Here is a 22,912-nt window from a genome sequence, read left to right as displayed (position 1 = left end):
ACGGTTTCATTGTTTCATTTTATAGCCTTTCGATATCGTCTACCATTTCAAACGAAACCTTCTTTACTTAGTCATGTAAATCATTGAACATTAAACCAGTTTAATCTTGTCAACCACACTTCAAAGATGCTTTAATTCGAGTTAGATAATATCTATTTTACTTTTAATCCACATTTTAGATTCCAAATTCCATTTGAAATGCGGTAAGGTAAAATAAATTGTTGTTGCGTTAAGTCACATTTTTGTGAACAATCGTTAGTGACAAATAACCCATTTCATTTTTATTATGAATGGTTTAATCCGATACTTTGTACTTATGCTTCTCCGTACCTCATGCTATATGGGATACACATGGAACGTAGTATTTTATCTTTGATGTTGAAACAGACAGGAACAGATGATGCAAATAGGTATACCAAGAGAGAGCCTCAAAGGTGAAACTCGAGTTGCTGCCACACCAGCAACTGTTGAGCAGTTACAGAAATTAGGCTTTTCTGTGTTGGTTGAAAGCAACGCAGGCCAACTAGCTAATTTTAATGACGCTACTTTTGAAGCGGCTGGAGCAACTATTTCGGAAGATACCAAACAAGTTTGGGCTTCTGATATTGTACTAAAAGTTAATGCACCAGCAAATGACAAAGAAATTAAGTTATTACAAAAAGGCACTACATTAATCAGCTTTATTTGGCCAGCTCAAAATGAAGAGCTTCTAGAGAAGCTTGCAAAACGTGACATTAACGTTTTAGCAATGGATTCCGTGCCACGTATTTCACGTTCACAGTCACTTGATGCATTAAGCTCAATGGCTAATATCGCTGGTTACCGTGCGGTAATCGAAGCAGCAAATGAATTTGGCCGTTTCTTTACCGGTCAAATTACCGCTGCTGGTAAAGTACCACCTGCAAAAGTACTGATTATTGGTGCTGGTGTTGCTGGCCTTTCTGCCGTAGGTGCTGCGGGTAGTTTAGGTGCGATTGTTCGTGCGTACGATACGCGTCCTGAAGTTAAAGAACAGATCACCAGTTTGGGTGCTGAGTTCTTAGAGGTTGATTTTGACGAATCAGCTGGTTCTGGTGACGGTTACGCGAAAGTAATGAGTGAAGACTATAAAGCTCAAGAGCAGAAGATGCTTGCTGAGCAAGTTGCTGATGCTGATATCATCATTACCACTGCATTAATTCCTGGTCGTCCTGCACCACGCCTAATTAGCCAAGAAATGGTTGATGCAATGAAAGCGGGTAGTGTGATTGTCGATTTAGCCGCTGTGAATGGCGGTAACGTTGAACCAAGTGTCGTTGATAAAGTTATTACTACTGATGGTGGCGTTAAAGTCATCGGTTATAACGAAATGGCACGTCGTCTACCTGCACAAGCATCACAGCTTTACGGTACCAATTTAGTTAACTTGCTTAAATTACTTACACCAGAAAAAGACGGTGAAATGATCATCAACTTTGATGATGTTGTTCAACGTGGTGTGACGGTAATTAAAGACGGTGAAATTACTTGGCCTGCGCCACCGATTCAAGTTTCAGCTGCGCCTCAAGCTGCGAAAAAAGAAGAAGTGAAAGAAGCGCCAGCTAAACCTGAAAAGAAAAAAACAGGTATCTACAAGGCATTATTAGCCGGTGGCGGGATCTGGGCATATTCAGCGCTAGCAAATTATGTTCCTGCTGAATTTTTAAATCATTTAATGGTATTCGCACTGGCTTGTGTGATTGGTTATTACTTGATTTGGGATGTGGCAGCGTCATTACATACGCCGCTGATGAGTGTAACGAATGCTATTTCAGGTATTGTTATTCTTGGTGCTTTCTTCCAAATGGGCGCAGAGAGTGGTCTTGTAACCTTACTCGCATTCCTCGGCACATTTATTGCCACTATCAACATCGCCGGTGGTTTTGCCGTTACTGAGCGTATGCTGAAAATGTTCCGTAAATAAGGATTTTTATAATGTCTCAAGAATCAATTGAAGCTGCACAACATGCTATCAATGCTGCACAAGCAGCGGTAGATGCAGCAACACAAGCCGCGCAATTGGCACAGATTGCAATTGCAGAACAAGCTCCAGTTGCTGTTGACGTGGTACAGGAAGTTGCAGTCGCAACGAATGGTAAAAGTATTTTAGAAGCAGCGTATATTGCTGCTGCAGTACTGTTTGTACTTGCTCTTGCTGCGTTGTCAAAGCAAGAAACGGCACAGAAAGGTATTTATGTCGGTATTCTGGGTATGATTGTAGCGGTTGTTGCAACATTATTTAGTAGTGACGTAACAAATATCGGCTATATCATTGCCGCTATGCTTGCTGGTGGTGCATTTGGTGTACGCTGGGCAAACAAAATCGGCATGACTGAAATGCCAGAAATGGTTGCGATCCTAAATAGCTTCGGTGGTTTAGCCGCGGTATTTATCGGTTACAACAGTTATATCGAACACGGCATTACAGATCCTGTTATGTTAAGCATCCACTTAACACTGATCTTTTTAGGCGTGTTTATCGGTATCGTGACATTTGTTGGTTCATTAATCGCTTGGGGTAAACTAAACGGTCGTGTTAAATCGAGCGCGTTAATGCTACCACACCGCCATAAAATGAATTTAGTTGCATTACTTGCTACTATTTATCTGATGTTCTCGTTTGTTGGTGCTGGTTTTGAAGGCAACACGACAGCATTGGTATTAATGAGTCTTATCGCAATCGTATTTGGTGCGCATTTAGTACTATCAATTGGTGGCGCAGATATGCCAGTGGTTGTATCTATGCTTAACTCTTATTCTGGTTGGGCTGGTGCAGCTACAGGTCTTATCTTAGGTAATGATCTGTTAATCGTAACAGGTGCGCTAGTTGGTTCTTCAGGTGCAATCTTAAGTTATGTAATGTGTAAAGCGATGAACCGTTCGTTTATCTCTGTTATTGCGGGTGGCTTCGGTAACGACGTTGTTGCGCCAACAGGTGATGAAGAGCAAGGTGTTCACGTTGAAACATCTGCAGCTGAAGTTGCTGAAATGCTAATGGGTTCTAAGCGTGTAATCATCACTCCTGGTTACGGTATGGCTGTCGCGCAAGCACAGTATCCTGTATTCGCAATCACCAAGAAACTGCGTGACGCGGGTGTTGATGTACGTTTTGGTATTCACCCAGTAGCGGGTCGTTTACCTGGTCACATGAACGTATTACTTGCTGAAGCAAAAGTACCTTACGATATCGTATTAGAAATGGATGAAATCAACGCAGATTTCAACGACACTGATACCGTACTTGTAATTGGTGCGAATGATACGGTTAACCCAGCAGCGAAAGAAGAAAACTCGCCAATCTCAGGTATGCCGGTACTCGAAGTATGGAACGCAAAAAATGTTGTTGTGTTCAAACGTAGTATGGCGACTGGTTATGCTGGTGTTCAAAACCCATTATTCTTCAAAGAGAACACCACTATGCTGTTTGGCGATGCTAAAGACAGCGTAGAAGAAATCTTCAAAGCAATGTAATTGTTTTGTCAGTATTGGTAAAATTATACAAGATTTTTTGAAACCTGAAGGAGCCGAAAGGCTCCTTTTTTTATTTTCAAATAAGGGATGATTCATCTCTGTATTTATTTCTTATATCTCTGTTATTTTTTCGTCACATCGCTATGAATTTAGGGGTTGTGATGGTATAAATAAGTCAAATCTTAGATTTAATACGTAGTTTAATTACAAACAGATAGGGAATACCATGTTTGAGAAAATCGTTACAGCAGCAGCAGATCCAATCTTAGGTTTAACAGAAGAATTTGTTAAAGATCCACGTGCCGAAAAAATCAATTTAGGTGTGGGTATTTATAAAGATGAAACCGGCCAAACTCCTATCCTAAAATCAGTTAAATTAGCAGAGCAAAAGCTAATTAATGAAGAGAAAAGTAAAAGTTATTTGAGTATTGAAGGCCATAAAGCCTATGCGTCGGCAGTACAAAAACTATTATTTGGTGCCGATAGCGAGGTTGTAACTCAGCAACGTGCAATCACAGCACAAGCACCGGGTGGTACTGGTGCACTACGTACAGCTGCAGATTTTATCAAAAGTCATTTAACCAGTGATCGTATTTGGGTAAGTAACCCAACATGGGCAAATCACGGTAATGTGTTTAATACTGCGGGCCTAGAAGTCAAGCAGTATGCTTATTATAACGCAGAAACACGTGACTTAGATTTTAATGCTATGTTAGCTTCTTTAGCTGAAGCTGAAGCGGGTGACGTGGTGCTTTTCCATGGCTGCTGCCATAACCCAACCGGTATTGATCCTACGCTTGAACAGTGGACTACACTTGCGCAGTTATGCGCGAACAAAAAGTTATTACCACTGTTTGATTTTGCATACCAAGGTTTTGCAACAGGTGTAGAAGAAGATGCTGCTGGTCTACGTGTATTCACAGAGCATTGTGAAGAACTATTAGTGGCTAATTCATTCTCTAAAAACTTTGGTTTATACAACGAACGTGTTGGCGGTTTAACGCTCGTAGCGAAAGATAAAGATGTTGCGGCTGCGGCATTTAGCCAAATTAAATCAGGTATTCGTGCCAACTATTCAAACCCACCTGCACATGGTGCGGCCGTTGTTGCAATTATTCTTGATGATGAAGTATTACGTAAACAATGGATTGCAGAAGTAGCTGAAATGCGTGTACGTATTCACGAAATGCGTGAACTATTTGTAGCAACACTTGCTGAAATGGGGGTGACTGACGACTATAGCTTTATTACTCGTCAGAATGGTATGTTCTCATTCTCGGGTCTTACTAAAGAACAAGTGGCGACATTGAAAGATGAGCATGCTGTTTATATCGTTGGTTCTGGCCGTATCAGCGTAGCTGGTATGACTAAAAACAACATGCAACCGCTATGTAAAGCGATTGCCGCGGTTCTTTAATCGTTACTCGATGATTAATGACTAACTGGCTATATAGCGAATAATGAAATGGGTGCTTCGGCACTCATTTTTATTTCTGGGATTTAGTATTGAATTAGAATGAGTAAGTCATCAATCAAGGTTATTCATTAACTAAAGCCATTTATTAACTAAGGTGGTAATGTCGATTGATGAATTCGGTGCTGCAATCATTCTAGGTATAAAAAAGTTGCCACTTTGTGCGATATGATGAATGAGTGTACCTCAATAGGGTAGGTATAATAAAAACTAAAGATCGGATGTTATTAATATATTGCTTATTGGTTGCTTTAGGTCTGTTTAACTGTAAATAACAGCTATTATACGAGCTCAACCTGTGACACTCCGTTCTGTTTGTGTTTTATATCAACAAAAATACGATATTTTAAATTAAAAGTTGTACCTAGATCACAAAACGTGTAGATTGCCGCAATCTTTGTAATTTTGAGGCAATAATGAGTAATAAACCACTGCAAATCCTATTAGCTGGCATCGGCATTAACTTAACAATCGGTATATTATACGCATGGGGTGTTTTCACTGTACCTCTAGCAGAAGCGTTAAACGTTGATGCCGCAGATGTAAAAGCACCGTATAAAATTGCTGTTTTCACATTTGCTACTTGTTTACTTATTGCTGGTATCTTACAAGACAAGATTGGTCCTAAAAAAGTGGCTATGCTTGGTGTAACGCTAGTTGGTCTTGGTCTTATTGCTTCAGGTTACACTACGACTTTAGCAGAACTTGAATTTACCTTTGGTGGTATTGTTGGTGCTGGTATTGGTTTCTCATACGCATGTATTAGCCCAAGTGCGATGAAATGGTGGCCAAAAGGTAAAAAAGGTTTAGTGAGTGGTTTAACTGCGGGTGGTTTCGGACTTGCTTCTGTATACCTAGCGCCATTATCTACAAACCTTATTGAAACTTACGGTATCTACGATACATTCAAAATCTTAGGTGCTGGCCTATTAGTAATCGCTATTCCATTAGCGTCTCTACTTGTTGCTCCACCTGCTGGTTATGTTGCAGACCCATCTGAAGCAAAAGCGGCTGCATCAAGCGATGATATCAACCTTAGCTGGCAACAAATGCTGAAAACACCTCAATTTTACCAGTTATGGGTAATGTTCATGGTTTCAGCTGCTGCAGGTATCATGCTTATTGGTAGTATTGGTAACATCAGTAAATCAATCGGCCTGACATCAGAGCAAATTGCATTCAGTGTTGTATTACTTGCTATCTTTAATACTGGTGGCCGTATTGTTGGTGGTTTAGTTTCTGATAAGATTGGTCGTGTAAATACACTTGCTTTAGTATTCTTAATGCAAGCGGGTAACATGGCATTCTTCACTACAATTACAACGCAAATGCCGCTTATGGTTGCGATTGCAATTGGTGCAATGTCATACGGTGCACTACTAAGTGTATTCCCAACGATTACGGCTGATAACTACGGTCTAAAAACTTACGGTACTAACTTCGGCATCCTTTATTCTTCATGGGGTGTATCTGGTTTCTTCGGTGGTTTCCTAGCAACTGTTGCAGGTTCAACTAACAACACTTATTTTGCTTTCGCAGCATTACTAGTGGCAGTTACTGTGATTGCATTCTTTACTAAGCCTGTTGATAAAGCAGCTGTCTTAGCGAAAGAAGAACTCAAATTAAAAGTCGCTAAAGCTTAACCATTAGCGCTTAACAATTTGTGTCAAAGGGATAGCTCAAGCAATTGACTATCCCTTTTTGTCAGAAATGAACATTCCCGCCTAAACTAAAATATTTTAAATCAGCTTCAATCACTGTATAGCCTGCTTCTATCGTAAATGCATCGCTGAGCTCAATACCAAATAGTACACCGCCAGAAAAACCGTCGTCTTCCCACTTCCGCGTATTTGATTTTAATGTTTCCTCTAAATAACCCGCTCTTAATTTGGCGTAGAATTTACCCGGTGTTCGATAGGCTGCGTAGATAGCGTAAGATTCGTATTCAAAATCAATATTGTTTTCATCCATATCGACAAAGGTTCCTTCAAACTCTAAGCCGAAGCCACTCTTTTGAATACCAATCAGAAAAGTAGCAGGGATTTTTGGATCGAGTTCGTCAAATGCGGTATATAGATAACCCGTTTTAGCACCAAGGTAAAAGTCGACATCACCTGATGTTTTATCTTCAGCAAGTGCAGATGATGCAGCTACTGTACTGAGTGATAAAATGAGAGGGAGTAATTTATTCATCATTGATCCTTAATTTATGTGAACTAAGACGTGTTTTTTTAATCATAGTTACAAGAATCAATTTCGCTATAATATAAGCTATTTATCAGTCGATTATCTAATGAATGAAACTATTTTAATGATATTTATCTAGTGTTTTTGGTTCGTTTTATTTGATTTAGTAGGGGGAAAAGATTGTTTTACAATACAATTACTTACTATTTCACTTGAAGGGGGGCGGAGTAGAGGTAATTGTCGTTTTATAATAAATTTGCTAGTAAAGATGATGGGTTAAATACGGGGTATAAATGCTGATTTTAAGTCTCATCTACAATTCAATGTATTGGCGATGACTTTAAATTCAATTCTCGATGAGGGAGTATTTACTATGTTATTATCCGTTAATAGTAATAGATTAAAATCCGTTGTCGTTTAACGGCACAATGGCAACGAGGGGTGCTTGTGAGTAAGAAATTAAAAGGCGATAACAACCAAAGTCGCAAAGGTTTATGGTGGACGTTATTATTGATCCCGGTGTTGATCTGCATCGCAGTCATGATTTATTTAGATGTGATTATTCGTTCTACTTTTGATGAAAATCAATGGGCGGTACCATCGACGGTTTACGCGCGCCCGCTGGAGTTATATGAAGGTGCAGCCGTAACAGTCGCCGACTTGAAAACCGAACTTGGCTTGTTGGGCTACAAATTTGTGGCTTATCCAACAAAACCGGGACAAGCAAACATCCAAGGTGAGCAGGTCCATATCTATACCCCTGGGTTTCAATTTAGTGATGGTTTAGAACCGCCACGTAATATTTTACTGACAGTGAAAAATGGCTTAGTAGCGAAGCTTGACACTGATGATAGCGCCTCGTTATTGCGTTTAGAGCCCGTCGTTATTGGTGGTATCTATCCTGCGCACAATGAAGATAGACTATTAGTACAATTGTCCGACGTGCCGGAATCGTTACAAGCAATGTTAGTGGCGGTTGAAGATGATGGTTTTTATGATCATTTTGGTATTTCTTTGCGTGGTATCGCCCGTGCGTTAGTGGCGAATATTAAGCAAGGTGGTATTGCGCAAGGCGCATCTACACTGACTGAGCAACTCGTTAAGAATTATTATCTCAGTTCTGAACGTACTTTAAGCCGCAAAGCACAAGAAGCCTTGATGGCGATTTTGCTCGAGTTTCATTTTTCCAAGACGGATATCTTAGAAGGTTATATTAACGAAATTTACCTTGGTCAAGACGGACCTCGAGCCATTCATGGCTTCGGTTTGGCCAGCCAGTATTATTTCAAAACACAGCTTGCAGAGCTGTCACTGGATAAACAAGCGTTATTGGTCGCACTCGTGCGTGGCGCAAGTTATTATAACCCATGGCGCAATCCTGAACGGGCACTTAAACGCCGGGACTTAGTGCTGGATATTGCAGTACGTGAGGGTCGTTTGGATACTGAGTTAGCGGCGGCAGCAAAAGCCCTGCCACTCGGCATGGGAGAACAAACTGCAAGTAGCACGAAACGATTCCCGGCTTACCTTGATTTGGTGCGCCGGCAATTACAGCGCGATTATAAAGTCGAAGATTTAAGTGAAAATGGGTTATCTATTTTTACCCATTTTGATCCGCTGGTGCAAAGCAGTGCTGAATCAAGTTTAACAAAAGCCATTGCTCGACATAAGCGTGATGGGTTGAGCGCTAAGCTTGAAGGTGCTGTTGTTATAACCCGACCCAATACAGGCGCGGTGATTGCTATTGTCGGTGGTGTTAATACGCGTTTTGCTGGTTTTAACCGTGCAATTGATGCAAGACGTCAAGTTGGTTCGTTAATAAAGCCAGCGGTGTATTTAACCGCCTTAGAGCAACCACAGCAGTATAACTTGGCCACTTTAATTAGTGATGATGAATACAACCTTAATCTACCCAATGGCGATATTTGGTCACCTAAAAATTATGATAAAAAAGATCACGGTGAGGTGCTGTTATATACCGCGTTAGCTAAGTCTTACAATCAATCAACAGCCCGTTTAGGTAACGAATTGGGGTTAGATAAGATCGCAGATACACTGCGTCGCTTGGGTGTCGAGCAAACTATTCCTGAGTTACCTGCTATTACTTTAGGTGCGGTGGATATGTCACCGATTTCTGTGGCTCAGATGTATCAAACATTATCTGCGGATGGATTTTATACCCCTTTATTAGCGATTAGTGCCGTCGTTGAGCCTGACGGTACTGTGTTGAAGAGTTATCCGTTAGCAGTGGATAAACGTTTTGATGCAAGCTCGGTTTATATGTTGCGTCATGCTATGCAGGCTGTTACCCATGAAGGTTCGGCAAGAGCATTACAGTGGCTGTTACCTGATTTTGAAGTTGCTGGTAAAACGGGCACGACCAATAATCTAAGAGACAGTTGGTTTGCTGGGTTTTCTGGTGACATGATGGCTGTCGTGTGGATGGGACGTGATGATAATGCCTCGATTGGTTTAACAGGCTCGAGTGGTGCGTTACGTGTGTGGGCTGATATTTTCCGTCAACGTTCGGAATTACCGATTCAGAATCTGCCACCACAAGATATTACCGTGGCTTGGGTGGATAAAGATACCGGGCAAGGTAGTCAAGGTAGCTGTATTAACTCTATTCCACTCCCTTTTGTGAGTGGTTATGAACCAGAAATTGAATTACGCTGCAATCAAGGTGTTAAGCGTGTTATTGAATGGTTCCGAGATCTTGTTGAATAATGCTATTTGTTATTGAACGGTACTCTTTGTTATTGAAAATTAATAGTTATCATTGAACAACTAATGGTTGTCATTGACAATTAACAGTGGAAATAAAATGAAAATATTGAAACGCGTGTGCTTGTTGTCTTTACCCTGGTTGTTGACAGCTTGTGGCACAATACCTACGTATAACGCGAATGGGACTCAGGTTCAAGAAACTAATAATAGCGTCCCTGCGTTGGGAAAACAAAGTAAACCGGCACCTGTTGATGATACGGCTCAAGCGCCTGCTGCGGTATTATCGTTAATGAAACGTGCTGATAAACAACTGAGTCATGGCGATAATAACGGTGCGATTGCCTCGTTAGAACGGGCTATCCGCATTGCGCCACGTTATCCAGAAACTTATTATCGTCTTGGCGAGCGCTATTTTTATCAAGGTAGTTATAAACAAGCGCGTTCATTGGCCGAAAAGGCGATAACATTGGGTGCTGATTGGCTGTTACGTCGACAAGCGGAGTCTTTAATTGAACGCGCCTCGGCATATCAATAAATTATCAATCGAGTAAAAAATGGAAATCGAACTACTAGAAATTAAAAACTTTATCAGCCAGTACCAACCTTTTGACCAACTACCTGAAGAAGCAGTGTTAGAGGTGGTTAAGAGCATTGAGATCTCATACTTCCGTGCAGACTCGATGATCATTGAATATGGTCACAAGATCCATGATCTGTATTTTATTCGCAGTGGCGTAGTGGAAATATACCGCCGCAAAGGTGAATTATACAACCGCTTGGATCAAGGCGAAATATTTGGCCAGATGGGATTATTGGCGAATAATAAAGTTCGACTTCCTGCTAAAGCGGTAAAAGATACGCTGCTTTATTGTATTCCAGAAGCAATCTTCCATGATTTTTGTGAGCGCTATGAAGCTTTTTCTGATTTCTCTGAAGTTGAAGGTACTATCCGTTTAAAACAAGCGGTTGAAGATAATAGTGATGATGCCAACTCATTAACCACCTCAAAAGTGAAGACATTATTAAGCCGAGACTTAGTGATGTTAAAAAATACGACGTCAATTCAAGATGTTGCTAAGGTGATGGCGGAAGAGAGTGTCTCAGCCGCGTTGATTAATGATCCGACTATTACCAATGAAGATGGCAGCAATTTTGTCGGTATTATCACTCAGCATGATTTGTGTGCAAAAGTTATTGCGACGGGTCTTAGTGTTGATAACCCTGTTTCAGATGTCATGTCGACAGAATTGATGTCACTCGATCATAATGCCTATGTCTCGGAAGCGATGCTGATGATGCTACGTTACAACGTCCACCATTTACCTATCCTAAAGAACAAACAGCCGATTGGCCTGATTGAAGTGGCTGATATTATTCGGTATGAATCACAAAATAGTTTGTTATTGTCGGGCAGTATTTTTCAACAACAAAATATTGAAGACTTGGTGCTACTTTCTAAACAGCTCAAAGATTGTTTTGTGCGTATGGTGAATGAAGATGCCAACTCTCACATGATCGGTAGTGCAATGTCCGAGATTGGTCGCAGCTTTAAACAGCGATTACTTGAACTTGCCGAAGAAGAGTTAGGTCAGCCGCCGGTACCTTATTGCTTCTTAGCGTTGGGCTCGATGGCGCGTGATGAACAACTGATAGTAACGGACCAAGATAACGGCATTATTTTAGATAATAGTTATGATGATGTCCTGCATGGCGAATATTTTGAAAAATTATCTAAGTTTGTCTGTGATGGATTAGCTGCTTGCGGTTATACCTATTGTACAGGCGATATTATGGCAACTAATCCAGAGCATCGTAAAACGCAATTGCAGTGGGAAGAATGTTTTGCTGACTGGATTGATAATCCAAGCCCACAAGCGTTATTAAACTGTTCTATCTTCTTTGATTTAACCGGTGTTTATGGTCGTGTTAAATGGGCTGAACAATTAAACGCCTTTATCTTACGTCGAGCCAAGAAAAACAATCGATTCTTAGCATGTTTAGCACGTAATGCTTTAAACCGTACGCCGCCATTGGGTTTCTTTAAAAACTTTGTGATGGAGAAAGATGGTCGCCATAACAATACCATTAACTTAAAACGTCGAGGTACAGCGCCGCTGGCCGATTTGATCCGAGTGCATGGATTAGCGATTGGCTCGCAATCCCAAAATTCATTCGAACGTTTGGAAGATATTATTGAAGCAGGGATCCTACCGCCGTCAAAAGGGCAGGATCTACACCATGCGATGGAATTGATTTCCTTAGTGCGTTTACGCCACCAAGCGTTAGACGTAGAATCGGAAATTGAACCGGATAATAATATTGAACCAGAAAATATGTCGGAATTTGAGCGCCGTAATCTTAAAGATGCATTTTTGGTGTTAAGTAACGCCCAGAACTTTTTAAAGTATCGTTATACCGCTAATAAAATGTAGGGATTATGAATGCACAATTTTATTAATAAAGAGATTTTAAACTGGGGCGCATTCTATAAACTGAAAATAGAGCAGAGCAAGGATGAACGTTTAAAGTCTTTTTATCGCGCTGGTACGTATCACGATGAAACGAAATTAGGTGATATTGATTTTGTCGCATTAGATTTTGAAACGACGGGGCTAGACTCAGAACAAAACAGTATTATTAGCATTGGCCTGGTGCCGTTTAATTTGAAGCGTATTTTTTGTCGTCAAGCGCAGCACTGGTATATTGAACCTGAAGATAAGCTGAAAGAAAACTCCATTATTATTCATGGTATTACTCATACTGACTTGAAAGGTGCACCGGACTTATTGCGTATTCTAGAACCGGTATTAGATGCGTTAGCAGGCAAAGTTGTGGTGGTTCATTACCGCCGTATTGAACGTGATTTTTTTGATAATCATCTACGCAGTTTTATTAATGAAGGCATTGTGTTTCCGGTTATCGATACTATGCAGATTGAAGCCGATGTTCAGGAATCGCAACATAAGGGCTTTTTTAGTCTGTTTAAACCCAGGCGCCAAGGGTCTATTCGTCTTGCTAATAGCCGCGCACGTTATAATTTACCCGCCTATCCGCCACATGATGCATTAACGGATGCAATTGCGACAGCCGAGTTATTACAAGCGCAGATCCATTATCACTTTTCACCTGATACGCCAATTAAACAATTGTGGTTATAGTTAAAGATTGAAGTAAGTTTGGTTTGAACAAAACAGCCCGTTAATATTTGATGATATAACGGGCTATTTTATGGCACTGGTTATTTGGTGTTAGTTATTTGGCTTTTCTTAAGATACATCAAGTCCTTGCTGCCAAAATGCAATTTCCATACGCGTCGCCGTTCTAAATACATGAATTAGATTGCGGCCACGTTGACTGTTGGCGTCAATCTCAGCGAGTAACTCATCAAGATGTGCAGTGCCTTGTGCGACCCCTTGTTGGAATTCATCTCCACTATAGAGTTCAATCCAACTGGCAAACGGGTTATCAATTAGCTTGGTGTTTGCATTCACAGCGAGATTACGGCCAATTTCGGCGTAACCAATAGAACAGGGCGCTAGCGCAGCGTAGAGATCGACGATATCACCCGCCATACCCGCATCCAGCACATAACGTGTGTAAGCAACGGTGCCAAAGTCTTCTGGTTCTGCTTCTAAATCGGATTCGGTTAATCCCCACTTGCCACAGTAAGTAACGTGGTGACCAATTTCAGAATCCAGTAATGCATGGACACTCGGCAGCGCTTTACGCATATCCGCGAGGGTACGGGCTTTGTAAATGGCTAACGCGTAAGCACGGGCATATTGTTTAAGAAACAAAAAATCTTGCTTAAGGTAATGTAAGTAACTCGGCTGTGCTAATGTTCCTTGCGATAATTGTTGCACAAACGCATGCTGAGTATACGCCAGCCAATCTTCACGACAGGCATTGATTAGATCTTGATGATTCATAATTTTCTCGATGATTGTCTACAACAATGACTAATTACAGTGTCGGCACGTAATCTTGTGCTTTGGGTAAAGTTTTGATGATTTTTTGCGAATACATGAATTCGGCATAATCGTCATAACGTTTTAAATCAACCGCAGAAGGACGCAGTGCGAAACGAGTAAGGGTATCGTTCCAAGCGCGTTTATTTAACTCGTTATTTAGCGTGTCAGGTGCATAAGCAACAAACTCTGTCCATGATGCTTGTGGGTGATTAACTATGTAGGTAGTTGCTTTCTCCAAGGCTTTATTAAAGGCTTGGATAGCGGTTTTGTCATAGGTATTGGCGTTAGCGACAAATATCAATTCGTCATAAGCTGGTACACCGTGCTCTTCTGGGAAAAATGCTTTGGTTTTAAAACCTTTAAGTTCCAGTTGATTGGTTTCAAAGTTACGTAAGCCACCCCAGATTGCATCCACTTTACCTGATGCAAGTGATGATGATAGCGCCCAACCAACATTAATTATTTGTACGTCATCATAATTAACGCCGCCAGTCTTTAGCATAGTGCCGATTGTCGCTTCTTCGTTACCCGCAATAGCGATACCAATTTTTTTACCTTTTAAATCAGACATGTTGTTAATTTTGTTGTTGTCGAGCACCATTAAGGTATTAAGGGGTGTGGCGATCAAGGTTGCAGAACGGATAAGCGGTAAACCAGCCGCGACATCAATGGTTAAATTCGGTTGATAGGTGATCGCCAGATCAATTTTATTCGCGGCGACAAGTTTTGGTGGCATGCTTGGATCCGAGGGTTCTTGGATCACGACATTAATGCCTTGCTCTGTAAAGTAGCCGCGCTCTTTAGCAATAATAATAGGGCCGTGGTTCGGATTAACAAACCAATCTAACATCAGGGTTAGGGTCTTTGTTTCTGCATGTACGTTTGCCGACAATATCGCCGCGGTAAATGCCGCCGCCTTGAGTAAAGTGTTGTTTTTCATTAAATGTCCTTTTTATATTTATAGTGTTGTATTTAATATGAGTGCATTCGTTATTTTTAATAAACACTGTGTTAGTCACAGCTGCTTGATTATTTTTCCCAAGGAATGAGTTTTTTCAATGCTTTGTCAGTGACAAAATAAAGCAAGACTGACAGGGCGGATAGGATCAGCAATGCGGCAAACATTTCATCAATCATCATGCGTGCATTAGCCTGGAGCATGAGATAACCCAAGCCAGCACTCGAACCTACCCATTCACCTGCTACTGCGCCAATCGGTGCTATAACGACAGCCACACGGATACCCGATGCTAATGTCGGCAGTGACGCGGGCAGTTGAATATGGCGTAACAGCTGCCATTTAGTCGCGCCCATGGTTTTAGCTAGATCTAAATAACCCGTTGGTGTATTGCGTAAACCGTCATAACAGCAGGTTGTGACGGGGAAAAAGATAATTAAGGCGGCCATGACAATCTTGGAAGCCATGCCATAACCCAGCCACAGCATCAGTACTGGTGCAATGGCGAATACTGGAATAGCTTGACTGGCGATCAAGATAGGTAATAACCAATGCTTAATGGGTTTAAACAACAGCATTTGCAGCGCAAAAAATAGCCCCATAAATAAACCGAGTAACAAGCCAAATACAATTTCTTGCGCGGTGACTAATGTATGTTTTAACAAGACGTCATGACGCTCGATTAAACGTTCAAAAACAGCGAGTGGCGCGGGAAGAATGAAAGAAGGCATGTCAAAAATAACCACCATACTTTGCCATAATCCGATGATAACCAGTGCACTAATGATCATGCGCAGTACCGGGCTAATAGGGACTTGTTGTTGCTTGTCTTTGCTATTGTGCTGATGTGTAAGGTTTGAATTAATGATATTATTCATGTTCAGCTCCATATTCCTGGGCTAAACAAGTCATGATTTGTTGCTGTAACTGTGCACATTCAGCATCGAATGGACGGGGTGTCGCCGATGTCGGCACTTGCAAGTATTCTGCTCCAGCGGGTTTACCTTGCATAATATAGATATGATCAGCGAGGCGGATCGCTTCTTGTGGCTCGTGAGTGATTAATACCACTGTTTTATCTTTTAACAATTCACAAGCAAGCTCTTGTAATCGATAACGGGTGACGGCATCTAACGCTGAAAAGGGTTCATCCATTAATACGACGGGTTTGTCTTGCATTAATGTTCTTGCCAGTGCCGCGCGTTGACGCATGCCACCAGACAGTTGTTGCGGAAAACGATTGGCATTATCAGCAAGGCCTACCTTAGCCAATAGATCGAGTGCTTTGTCCGTTTTTTCCGCAGATTTTTCTGTTCCGAATTTACTACTTAACATGACATTGTCGAGCACGGATAACCAAGGCAGCAATAAGTCTTGTTGTGCCATGTAAGCAATCTGATTGGTTAAGTCAGGTTGAGCTAAGTGATTGGCGTTAATTGAGAGTTCTCCAGACCACGTAATTTGCTGATCTAACAATCCTGCAAGGTAACGCAGTAGCGAGGTTTTACCACAGCCGCTGCGACCTAAAATACACGTCCACTGCCGAGCTGGAATCGTCATGTTTAGTTGGCTTAATACGGGTTCAATACTGTCGTTATAATGTAAATAACCGTTCTTAATCGCAATTTTTACCGCAAGGCTCTCTTTAAGTTGCGAGGTACTAGACATTAGCGTGGCCAGCAAAGAAGTGATTGACTGGACCGTGGCCGCTGCCTATATCTAATTCGTCTGCGTGGGCAATGGCATTGGAAATGTATTTTTTACCTAACTTCACCGCTTGCAGTAGATCATGGCCTTGGGCCAAGTAGGATGCGATTGCAGAGGATAGCGTACAGCCAGTGCCGTGCGTATTGTGGGTATTAATGCGTTTCGCGGTTAACTGTTCAACATGATCTTGGAAGATGAGTAAATCGTTACTGTTTTCATCTTGTTCTAAGTGACCGCCTTTTAATAGTACTGCATTGACATTAAGCTGACGTAATTCGCTAATCATGCTGCCCATTTCATCTTCATTGGTTGGCACATCTGAACCAATTAAAGCAGCACCTTCGGGTAGGTTAGGGGTGATCAAATCGGCTAATGGCAGCAGTACTGATTTAAGCGTGCTGATCGCAGATTCTTGTAGCAATAAATCGCCGCTGGTGGCAATCATGACAGGATCAACGACTAAAAAATCTGGCTTGTATTGTTTAATCTTAGCGGCGACAACCTTGATGATTTCGCTGTCAGCTAGCATGCCTATTTTCACGGCTACAATATTTAAATCGCTAAAGACGGCATCAAGTTGTTTTTCAACATGTTCAAGCGGAATAGGGAAGATGGCGGAAACGCCAAGGGTATTTTGCGCGGTAATGGCTGTTATTACAGTACAAGCGTAACTACCGGTTGCAGATATGGCTTTGATATCAGCTTGAATACCTGCACCGCCACCACTATCAGAACCTGCGATCGTTAATACAATAGGTATTGATGGGCTTTGTTTTAATGAAATCGGTGTTGATGTGCCATTTTTTGAAATACTGTGTGTTGATAAAACGTCAGTGGGTGTAACCTTTAGCATAAATATCCCTAGTACAGACGTATAGGAACTTTATCAAGCCAAAGATGTTGAGACGTAGGAGGTCAAATCTTGAGAAGCGAGACTGATAGTTCCCTACGTCAGTGTTAACTGAATCAGGTTCAACGGGTCTCGCAATTAATGTGCGATCTCAGCCTATTAGGCCCCCCGACTATATAAGTGGCAATAGTAACAAGTTTTGTTGAAAGCGCAATAGCCAGTTACTTATATTAGAATAACGCTGGGCGATTGATTTATCGTATATAAAGAAAAGGCCACTCGTCAATGTAACGAGTGGCCTGTTATTGCGGTTCAATGTAGAACATTAGATTTTCACAGTTGAAAACCTAATATGCTAATCATTTACGATTATACTGTTCTGTTCTCAAACCCATTATCAAGCTCACACACATCACTAACAAGATAATCGTGAAAGGTAGTGCGGTTGAAATCGCACCAGCTTGCAGTGCTTCAATTGCTTGTGTACCACCAACCCAAAGTAGCGCGGCAGCAATTGCACCTTCAATTAATGCCCAGAACACACGTTGTGGTATTGGCGCATCAACTTTACCACCAGCAGTAATGCTGTCGATAACTAATGAACCTGAATCAGACGAGGTAATGAAAAATACTAATACCAATACGATTGCCAACATTGATAACACTTCACCCATAGGTAAAGAATCAAACATTTGGAACATAGCTAAAGGTACATCCGTTAAGCCTTCACTACCTAAAATACCCACGTTATTCACTACTTGATCAATGGCTACGCCACCAAATACAGACATCCACAATACTGTCACACTGGTTGGAACAAGTAGTACCGCAGTGATGAATTCACGAATTGTACGGCCACGTGAAATACGAGCAATGAACATACCAACGAATGGTGACCATGAGATCCACCATGCCCAGTAGAAAACAGTCCAGCCATGCATCCAAGCTTCGTCTTCACGACCAATTGGATTACTTAATGGGATGATATTTTCAATATAACTCATGATAGTCGTTGGTACTGTGCCCATTGAAACGGCAAATGTAACTAAAATAACGAATATTAATAGTACTAATGCAAGTAGCATGTTGATGTTACTAATTACTTTTACGCCCCCATCAATGCCACGAACTACCGATACAACAGCCAGCAAGGTAACAACTATGATGATCGTTATTTGTAAAAATAAGCCGTTCTCAATGCCGAATATATGATGGAAACCACTTGCAGCTTGCTGCGCGCCTAAACCGAGTGATGTCGCTAAACCAAACAAGGTAGCTAATACCGCTAGGATATCCACGATATGACCAGCCCAGCCCCACGTTCTATCACCTAAGATAGGGTAGAATACAGAGCGCATTGAAAGAGGCAGGCCTTTGTTATAAGCAAAGAAAGCCAGTGATAATGCAACAACACCATAAATTGCCCATGGGTGTAAACCCCAGTGGAACATAGTCGCGCCTAATGCCAGTTTTGCCGCTTCGGGTGTATTTGCGGTCACATTAAGTGGCGTCTCATACCAACCTGTGTAATAAGCCACAGGTTCTGCAACCCCCCAGAACATTAAGCCAATGCCCATGCCAGCAGCAAATAACATCGCTATCCAAGACATGCGGCTATAATCCGGTTTAGCGTCATCACCACCTAAACGAATTTTACCGTATGGCGAAACAATTAACCCGAGACAGAAAATAACAAAGATATTTGCAGACCACATGAATAGGCCGTCAAAAGCCCCAATGATCCACCATTTGATGCCGTCCAGGAATGATTTCGATGTTTCAGGTTCTACTAATAAAATAGCGACCAAGAATAGGCCAATTAACGATGCACTGATACCAAACACTGGGTTGTGTACATCAAAACCCCATTTTTGGACGTTATCTTGTCCGACAGTATAATCAGTGTTGTCAATACTGTATTTATCCTTATTAATACTCATTAGTCCTCAGTTAGAACAGTTCTGTTCTATATCGTGTATCTATTTGTTACTGATAAGTTTAGCAAATATCAGGTATAAATACCGGATAAATATCAATATAAAGGGTATTAACCATAACGATAGAATAGTTATTAATAACGGGATAGCAAATTAGTTTATCGTAAAATGTATTCGTATAGCAGGTAGTTGAGGTGTGAAAAACGCGTCGAGAATTAGCTATTACAGGGTTCTGCTTCTTTCTCGTTGGCCACGTTTCAAGCCCAGAAACTGACGCGGTTGCTTATCCACCTCACCAAATTAAGCACGTTTATCGTTTAGCCAATAACCAATAACAGTGCAGCGTACTAAATTGAGTATTCACATTATAGATTTAATCATCGCTTAAAATCGAGCGTTTAGTTGCGTAAATGTTGACAAATTGTAAAAAGCTAATAGTATTGAGTTAAATTTAAACATTGTCGACAATCTTATGCCTTTAGATGATCCAACGAAAATAGTCGCTGTGACTACAGCCGATAAAGTCTTTGAGCAAATGCAGCGTGCCATTGTTGAAGGTGAGCTGCTTGCTGGCAGTAAGATCAGTGAGCCAGAACTCGCAAAGCAATATCAAATCAGCCGTTCTACCCTTCGCGAAGCATTAAATCGATTAGAGAAATGCCATTTAATTGAACGTAAAGCCAACGTTGGCTCACGGGTGGTGCAATGCACAACACAAGGATTACTCGACCTGTACTTTGTGCGTGAAGCGTTAGAAGGCATGGCATGCAGACAAGCGGCAGAAAACATGAGTGATGCTGAAATTGTCGACATGAAGGCCATGCTTAACCAACACGCTATGTCACAAGCACTGAAAGATGGCGTTGCTTATTATCAAGAAGAAGGTGATTTAGATTTTCATTATAAAGTCATCTTGGGCAGTCATAATGCCCAACTCATTCAATTAATATGTGGTCAGCTCTATCATTTAGTGCGTATGTATCGCTGTCAGTTTGGTATGCATAGCCCCAGAGCCAGCCGCGCTTTTTCAGAACACGCTCAAATTATCGAAGCCATCAGTGATCGAGATGGAGAGTTAGCCGAAATGCTGATGCGCCGTCATATCGCCGCGTCACGTAAAAACATTGAAACTAAAATTGCACGTCAACTAGCCGCAGAATTAAAGACAGGCCCCACACCAGTTTAAGGAGAGAAATTATATGTCTACAGAGTCACTTTCGTCTCAACGTTTATCCCCAGGCGCTAAGTTTCGTTTAGCACTGACCAATAATAAACCCCTGCAAGTCGTCGGTACTATTAATGCGTATTGCGCAATGATGGCTGAACAATTAGGCCATCAGGCTATCTATCTGTCAGGTGGTGGTGTTGCCAATGCGTCTTACGGTTTACCGGATTTAGGCATGACCTCATTGAATGATGTGATCGCCGATGTACAGCGTATTACTGCCGCATCGAGTTTACCTTTGTTGGTTGATATTGATACCGGTTGGGGCGGGGCTTTTAACATTGCTAAAACCATTCGAGATATGGAAAAAGCGGGTGCCGCAGCGGTGCATTTAGAAGATCAAGTAGCACAAAAACGTTGTGGTCATCGTCCCAATAAAGAAATTGTGTCGACAGAAGAGATGGTTGATCGTATCCGCGCTGCTGTTGATGCCCGTACTGATGCTGATTTTTTCATTATGGCGCGTACCGATTCATTCGCACAAGAAGGCTTGGAAGCCGCGATAGCAAGAGCACAAGCCTATGTTGACGCTGGTGCGGACGGTATTTTTGCTGAGGCAGTGAAAACCGAAGCGCATTACCGTGCATTCTCGGCTGCGTTAGATGTGCCTATTTTGGCAAATATCACAGAATTTGGGCAAACCGAATTATGGAATAAAGCGCAACTTGGAGAGTGGGGTTGTGCCATGGTGCTGTACCCATTATCGGCATTCCGCGCGATGAATAAAGCTGCTGAGCTGGTTTATAAAACGTTGCTGGTTGATGGAGACCAAAAAGCCGTAGTTGATAATATGCAAACGCGTATGGATTTATATGATTATCTCGGTTATCACGACTATGAGCAAAAATTAGATAATCTATTTTCCGAAGGTAAGAATAAATAAAGAGCCGAAGGAAAGAATAAATAAAAATCGAAGGACGAAATAGTCCGCGTGATAATCGACTAAAATTACTTATATTAGAAATAAAACGATATATATAAAATATAGACATTACAGATATAGAAATTAAATCATCAAGCGAATAGTAGCAAACAGGATGTTGCAATGTGAGCCAATTGTAGTCAAAGACAGTTGAGTATGTAGAGTTGCTATTAATAACCGTTTGACATTAATTAAGGGAGTAATTATGACAGATAAAAAATTATCAGGTGCCGGTTTACGTGGCCAAAGCGCAGGTGAAACAAAATTATGTACGGTGGGTAAATCAGGCAGCGGCTTAACGTATTGCGGTTATGATATTGCTGATCTTGCCGAAAATGCAACATTTGAAGAAGTCGCTTATTTATTGTTTAACGGTGAATTACCGACATTTGACCAGCTTGAAACATACAAAGCTGAATTGAATACCCTACGTGATTTACCCCAGTCGCTAAAAGAAGTATTACAGCACATTCCTGCAGAAACGCACCCTATGGATGTGATGCGAACGGGTTGTTCATTTTTAGGTAACATTGAGCCTGAAACTGATTTCTCAGCGCAAAATAAAGCCGCGAATCGTCTACTGGCTGCGTTCCCTGCAATCATGTGTTACTGGTATCGTTATTCTCATGATGGTGTGGAAATTGACTGTACTAGTGATGAAGCATCGCTAGCTGGTCACTTCCTTAAGTTATTGCGTGGTCAAACACCGTCAGCACAACATCGTCGGGTGATGGATGTATCGCTGATCCTTTATTCCGAGCATGAATTTAATGCTTCAACCTTTACTGCGCGTGTGTGTGCATCAACATTATCGGATATGTTCTCGTGTGTGACGGGTGCTATTGGTACATTACGCGGGCCATTACATGGAGGTGCAAATGAAGCGGCAATGGATATGATCCAGACGTTTACTTCACCTGCAGACGCTAAAATTCAGATGGCAGGCATGCTTGCACGTAAAGAAAAAATTATGGGCTTTGGTCATGCGATTTACCGTACTTCCGATCCGCGTAATGTGATCATTAAAAAATGGTCAGAAAAATTGGCTCACGAACACGGTGATACTTCGTTATACGATATTTCGGTGGCATGTGAAGAGTTTATGTGGGATAGCAAAAAACTGTTCTGTAATGCCGATTTCTTTCATGCCTCTGCTTATCATTTTATGGGCATTCCGACTAAATTATTCACCCCGATTTTTGTCTGCTCACGTTTAACTGGTTGGGCTGCGCACGTGATGGAACAGCGTAGTAACAACCGTATTATTCGTCCAAGTGCAGATTATATTGGCGCAGAGCCAAGAGTCGTAACACCAATCGCAGACAGATAAGTGACCGTTATTAAAGCATTCATAAAGAATGAGTAAATAATACTGTATTGAGTGATCTACTTGTTTTCATTATTGATGAATAGGAGCAGATCACAATGTTATTTTTGATTAAAAGAGGGAGGAGTAAAGCCGATT

General features: G+C 41.4%; 18 protein-coding genes and 1 riboswitch. Of the genes, 11 read left to right on the top strand and 7 right to left on the bottom strand.

The window, feature by feature from the left end:
• Positions 1-400: 400 nt before the first annotated feature.
• The 4 genes from HRT96_RS03430 (at position 401) to HRT96_RS03415 (ending at position 6,606) form a co-directional block, all read left to right on the top strand.
• Positions 401-1,942: a Re/Si-specific NAD(P)(+) transhydrogenase subunit alpha gene (locus HRT96_RS03430; protein ID WP_293152239.1), complete on the top strand. Its 1,542-nt coding sequence runs from the start codon at positions 401-403 to the stop codon at positions 1,940-1,942.
• An 11-nt stretch (positions 1,943-1,953) separates the two neighbouring features.
• Positions 1,954-3,489: a Re/Si-specific NAD(P)(+) transhydrogenase subunit beta gene (pntB, locus tag HRT96_RS03425; RefSeq protein ID WP_293152236.1), complete on the top strand. Its 1,536-nt coding sequence runs from the start codon at positions 1,954-1,956 to the stop codon at positions 3,487-3,489.
• Between the two features lie 226 nt (positions 3,490-3,715).
• On the top strand, positions 3,716-4,906 hold the full coding sequence (locus HRT96_RS03420) for an amino acid aminotransferase (protein WP_293152233.1): 1,191 nt from the start codon (positions 3,716-3,718) through the stop codon (positions 4,904-4,906).
• A 473-nt stretch (positions 4,907-5,379) separates the two neighbouring features.
• Positions 5,380-6,606 carry an OFA family MFS transporter gene (locus HRT96_RS03415; protein ID WP_293152230.1) on the top strand — a complete coding sequence of 409 codons (1,227 nt, stop codon included), beginning with the start codon at positions 5,380-5,382 and terminating at the stop codon, positions 6,604-6,606.
• Positions 6,607-6,667: 61 nt separating this feature from the next.
• Here HRT96_RS03415 and HRT96_RS03410 read toward each other — a convergent pair whose 3' ends face one another.
• Positions 6,668-7,156, bottom strand: a complete 489-nt coding sequence (locus HRT96_RS03410; protein WP_293136354.1) for a hypothetical protein — start codon at positions 7,154-7,156, stop codon at positions 6,668-6,670.
• Between the two features lie 441 nt (positions 7,157-7,597).
• On the opposite strand from HRT96_RS03410, the gene mrcB reads away from it, so the two are divergent.
• The 4 genes from mrcB (at position 7,598) to HRT96_RS03390 (ending at position 13,035) form a co-directional block, all read left to right on the top strand.
• Positions 7,598-9,877 (top strand): penicillin-binding protein 1B, encoded by a 2,280-nt coding sequence (gene mrcB / locus HRT96_RS03405; RefSeq protein WP_293152227.1) that lies wholly within the window; start codon positions 7,598-7,600, stop codon positions 9,875-9,877.
• Positions 9,878-9,974: 97 nt separating this feature from the next.
• The gene (locus HRT96_RS03400) at positions 9,975-10,412 is read left to right on the top strand and encodes a tetratricopeptide repeat protein (protein ID WP_293152224.1); all 438 of its coding nucleotides are present in this window, start codon (positions 9,975-9,977) and stop codon (positions 10,410-10,412) included.
• A 19-nt stretch (positions 10,413-10,431) separates the two neighbouring features.
• The gene (locus HRT96_RS03395) at positions 10,432-12,309 is read left to right on the top strand and encodes a DUF294 nucleotidyltransferase-like domain-containing protein (protein ID WP_293152221.1); all 1,878 of its coding nucleotides are present in this window, start codon (positions 10,432-10,434) and stop codon (positions 12,307-12,309) included.
• Between the two features lie 9 nt (positions 12,310-12,318).
• Positions 12,319-13,035 carry a 3'-5' exonuclease gene (locus tag HRT96_RS03390; protein ID WP_293152218.1) on the top strand — a complete coding sequence of 239 codons (717 nt, stop codon included), beginning with the start codon at positions 12,319-12,321 and terminating at the stop codon, positions 13,033-13,035.
• A 108-nt stretch (positions 13,036-13,143) separates the two neighbouring features.
• Here the strand turns inward: HRT96_RS03390 and HRT96_RS03385 are convergent, their stop codons facing one another.
• From HRT96_RS03385 to HRT96_RS03360, 6 genes are all read right to left on the bottom strand, one after another.
• Positions 13,144-13,806, bottom strand: a complete 663-nt coding sequence (locus tag HRT96_RS03385; RefSeq protein ID WP_293152215.1) for a TenA family protein — start codon at positions 13,804-13,806, stop codon at positions 13,144-13,146.
• 34 nt (positions 13,807-13,840) lie between these two features.
• Positions 13,841-14,788, bottom strand: coding sequence for an ABC transporter substrate-binding protein (locus HRT96_RS03380; protein WP_293152212.1), 948 nt, complete (start codon positions 14,786-14,788; stop codon positions 13,841-13,843).
• Positions 14,789-14,877: 89 nt separating this feature from the next.
• On the bottom strand, positions 14,878-15,684 hold the full coding sequence (locus HRT96_RS03375) for an ABC transporter permease (protein ID WP_293152209.1): 807 nt from the start codon (positions 15,682-15,684) through the stop codon (positions 14,878-14,880).
• Positions 15,677-16,474: an ABC transporter ATP-binding protein gene (locus HRT96_RS03370; protein WP_293152206.1), complete on the bottom strand. Its 798-nt coding sequence runs from the start codon at positions 16,472-16,474 to the stop codon at positions 15,677-15,679. Before HRT96_RS03370 ends, HRT96_RS03375 begins: the two co-directional genes overlap by 8 nt.
• Positions 16,467-17,366, bottom strand: a complete 900-nt coding sequence (gene thiD, locus HRT96_RS03365; protein WP_293152203.1) for a bifunctional hydroxymethylpyrimidine kinase/phosphomethylpyrimidine kinase — start codon at positions 17,364-17,366, stop codon at positions 16,467-16,469. Before thiD ends, HRT96_RS03370 begins: the two co-directional genes overlap by 8 nt.
• A 73-nt stretch (positions 17,367-17,439) precedes the next feature.
• A riboswitch (TPP riboswitch) is annotated at positions 17,440-17,544 on the bottom strand.
• Between the two features lie 178 nt (positions 17,545-17,722).
• Positions 17,723-19,303 carry a BCCT family transporter gene (locus tag HRT96_RS03360; protein WP_293152200.1) on the bottom strand — a complete coding sequence of 527 codons (1,581 nt, stop codon included), beginning with the start codon at positions 19,301-19,303 and terminating at the stop codon, positions 17,723-17,725.
• 469 nt (positions 19,304-19,772) lie between these two features.
• Here HRT96_RS03360 and HRT96_RS03355 point away from each other — a divergent pair, with 469 nt between their 5' ends.
• The 3 genes from HRT96_RS03355 to prpC all read left to right on the top strand — a co-directional run bounded on the left by HRT96_RS03355 (position 19,773) and on the right by prpC (position 22,777).
• Positions 19,773-20,486: a GntR family transcriptional regulator gene (locus HRT96_RS03355; RefSeq protein WP_293152197.1), complete on the top strand. Its 714-nt coding sequence runs from the start codon at positions 19,773-19,775 to the stop codon at positions 20,484-20,486.
• Between the two features lie 13 nt (positions 20,487-20,499).
• Positions 20,500-21,408: a methylisocitrate lyase gene (prpB, locus tag HRT96_RS03350; RefSeq protein WP_293152194.1), complete on the top strand. Its 909-nt coding sequence runs from the start codon at positions 20,500-20,502 to the stop codon at positions 21,406-21,408.
• A gap of 244 nt (positions 21,409-21,652) precedes the next feature.
• Entirely contained in the window at positions 21,653-22,777 is a 1,125-nt protein-coding gene (gene prpC / locus HRT96_RS03345; RefSeq protein ID WP_293152191.1) for a 2-methylcitrate synthase, read from the top strand.
• Positions 22,778-22,912 lie beyond the last annotated feature (135 nt).

Source organism: Moritella sp. (assembly GCF_013215705.1).
In the GTDB taxonomy this organism is placed as follows: domain Bacteria; phylum Pseudomonadota; class Gammaproteobacteria; order Enterobacterales; family Moritellaceae; genus Moritella.
This window is presented reverse-complemented; position numbering and strand designations above follow the sequence as displayed.

Bases quoted from the DNA above. Each gene is read 5' to 3' on its own strand.
- HRT96_RS03360 (WP_293152200.1), bottom strand. From the start codon at position 19,303: ATGAGTATTAATAAGGATAAATACAGTATTGACAACACTGATTATACT.
- HRT96_RS03390 (WP_293152218.1), top strand. From the start codon at position 12,319: ATGCACAATTTTATTAATAAAGAGATTTTAAACTGGGGCGCATTCTAT.
- prpC (WP_293152191.1), top strand. From the start codon at position 21,653: ATGACAGATAAAAAATTATCAGGTGCCGGTTTACGTGGCCAAAGCGCA.
- HRT96_RS03415 (WP_293152230.1), top strand. From the start codon at position 5,380: ATGAGTAATAAACCACTGCAAATCCTATTAGCTGGCATCGGCATTAAC.
- HRT96_RS03395 (WP_293152221.1), top strand. From the start codon at position 10,432: ATGGAAATCGAACTACTAGAAATTAAAAACTTTATCAGCCAGTACCAA.
- thiD (WP_293152203.1), bottom strand. From the start codon at position 17,366: ATGCTAAAGGTTACACCCACTGACGTTTTATCAACACACAGTATTTCA.
- HRT96_RS03410 (WP_293136354.1), bottom strand. From the start codon at position 7,156: ATGAATAAATTACTCCCTCTCATTTTATCACTCAGTACAGTAGCTGCA.
- HRT96_RS03400 (WP_293152224.1), top strand. From the start codon at position 9,975: ATGAAAATATTGAAACGCGTGTGCTTGTTGTCTTTACCCTGGTTGTTG.
- HRT96_RS03420 (WP_293152233.1), top strand. From the start codon at position 3,716: ATGTTTGAGAAAATCGTTACAGCAGCAGCAGATCCAATCTTAGGTTTA.
- HRT96_RS03370 (WP_293152206.1), bottom strand. From the start codon at position 16,474: ATGTCTAGTACCTCGCAACTTAAAGAGAGCCTTGCGGTAAAAATTGCG.
- HRT96_RS03385 (WP_293152215.1), bottom strand. From the start codon at position 13,806: ATGAATCATCAAGATCTAATCAATGCCTGTCGTGAAGATTGGCTGGCG.
- HRT96_RS03355 (WP_293152197.1), top strand. From the start codon at position 19,773: ATGCCTTTAGATGATCCAACGAAAATAGTCGCTGTGACTACAGCCGAT.
- HRT96_RS03380 (WP_293152212.1), bottom strand. From the start codon at position 14,788: ATGAAAAACAACACTTTACTCAAGGCGGCGGCATTTACCGCGGCGATA.
- HRT96_RS03375 (WP_293152209.1), bottom strand. From the start codon at position 15,684: ATGAATAATATCATTAATTCAAACCTTACACATCAGCACAATAGCAAA.
- prpB (WP_293152194.1), top strand. From the start codon at position 20,500: ATGTCTACAGAGTCACTTTCGTCTCAACGTTTATCCCCAGGCGCTAAG.
- HRT96_RS03430 (WP_293152239.1), top strand. From the start codon at position 401: ATGCAAATAGGTATACCAAGAGAGAGCCTCAAAGGTGAAACTCGAGTT.
- pntB (WP_293152236.1), top strand. From the start codon at position 1,954: ATGTCTCAAGAATCAATTGAAGCTGCACAACATGCTATCAATGCTGCA.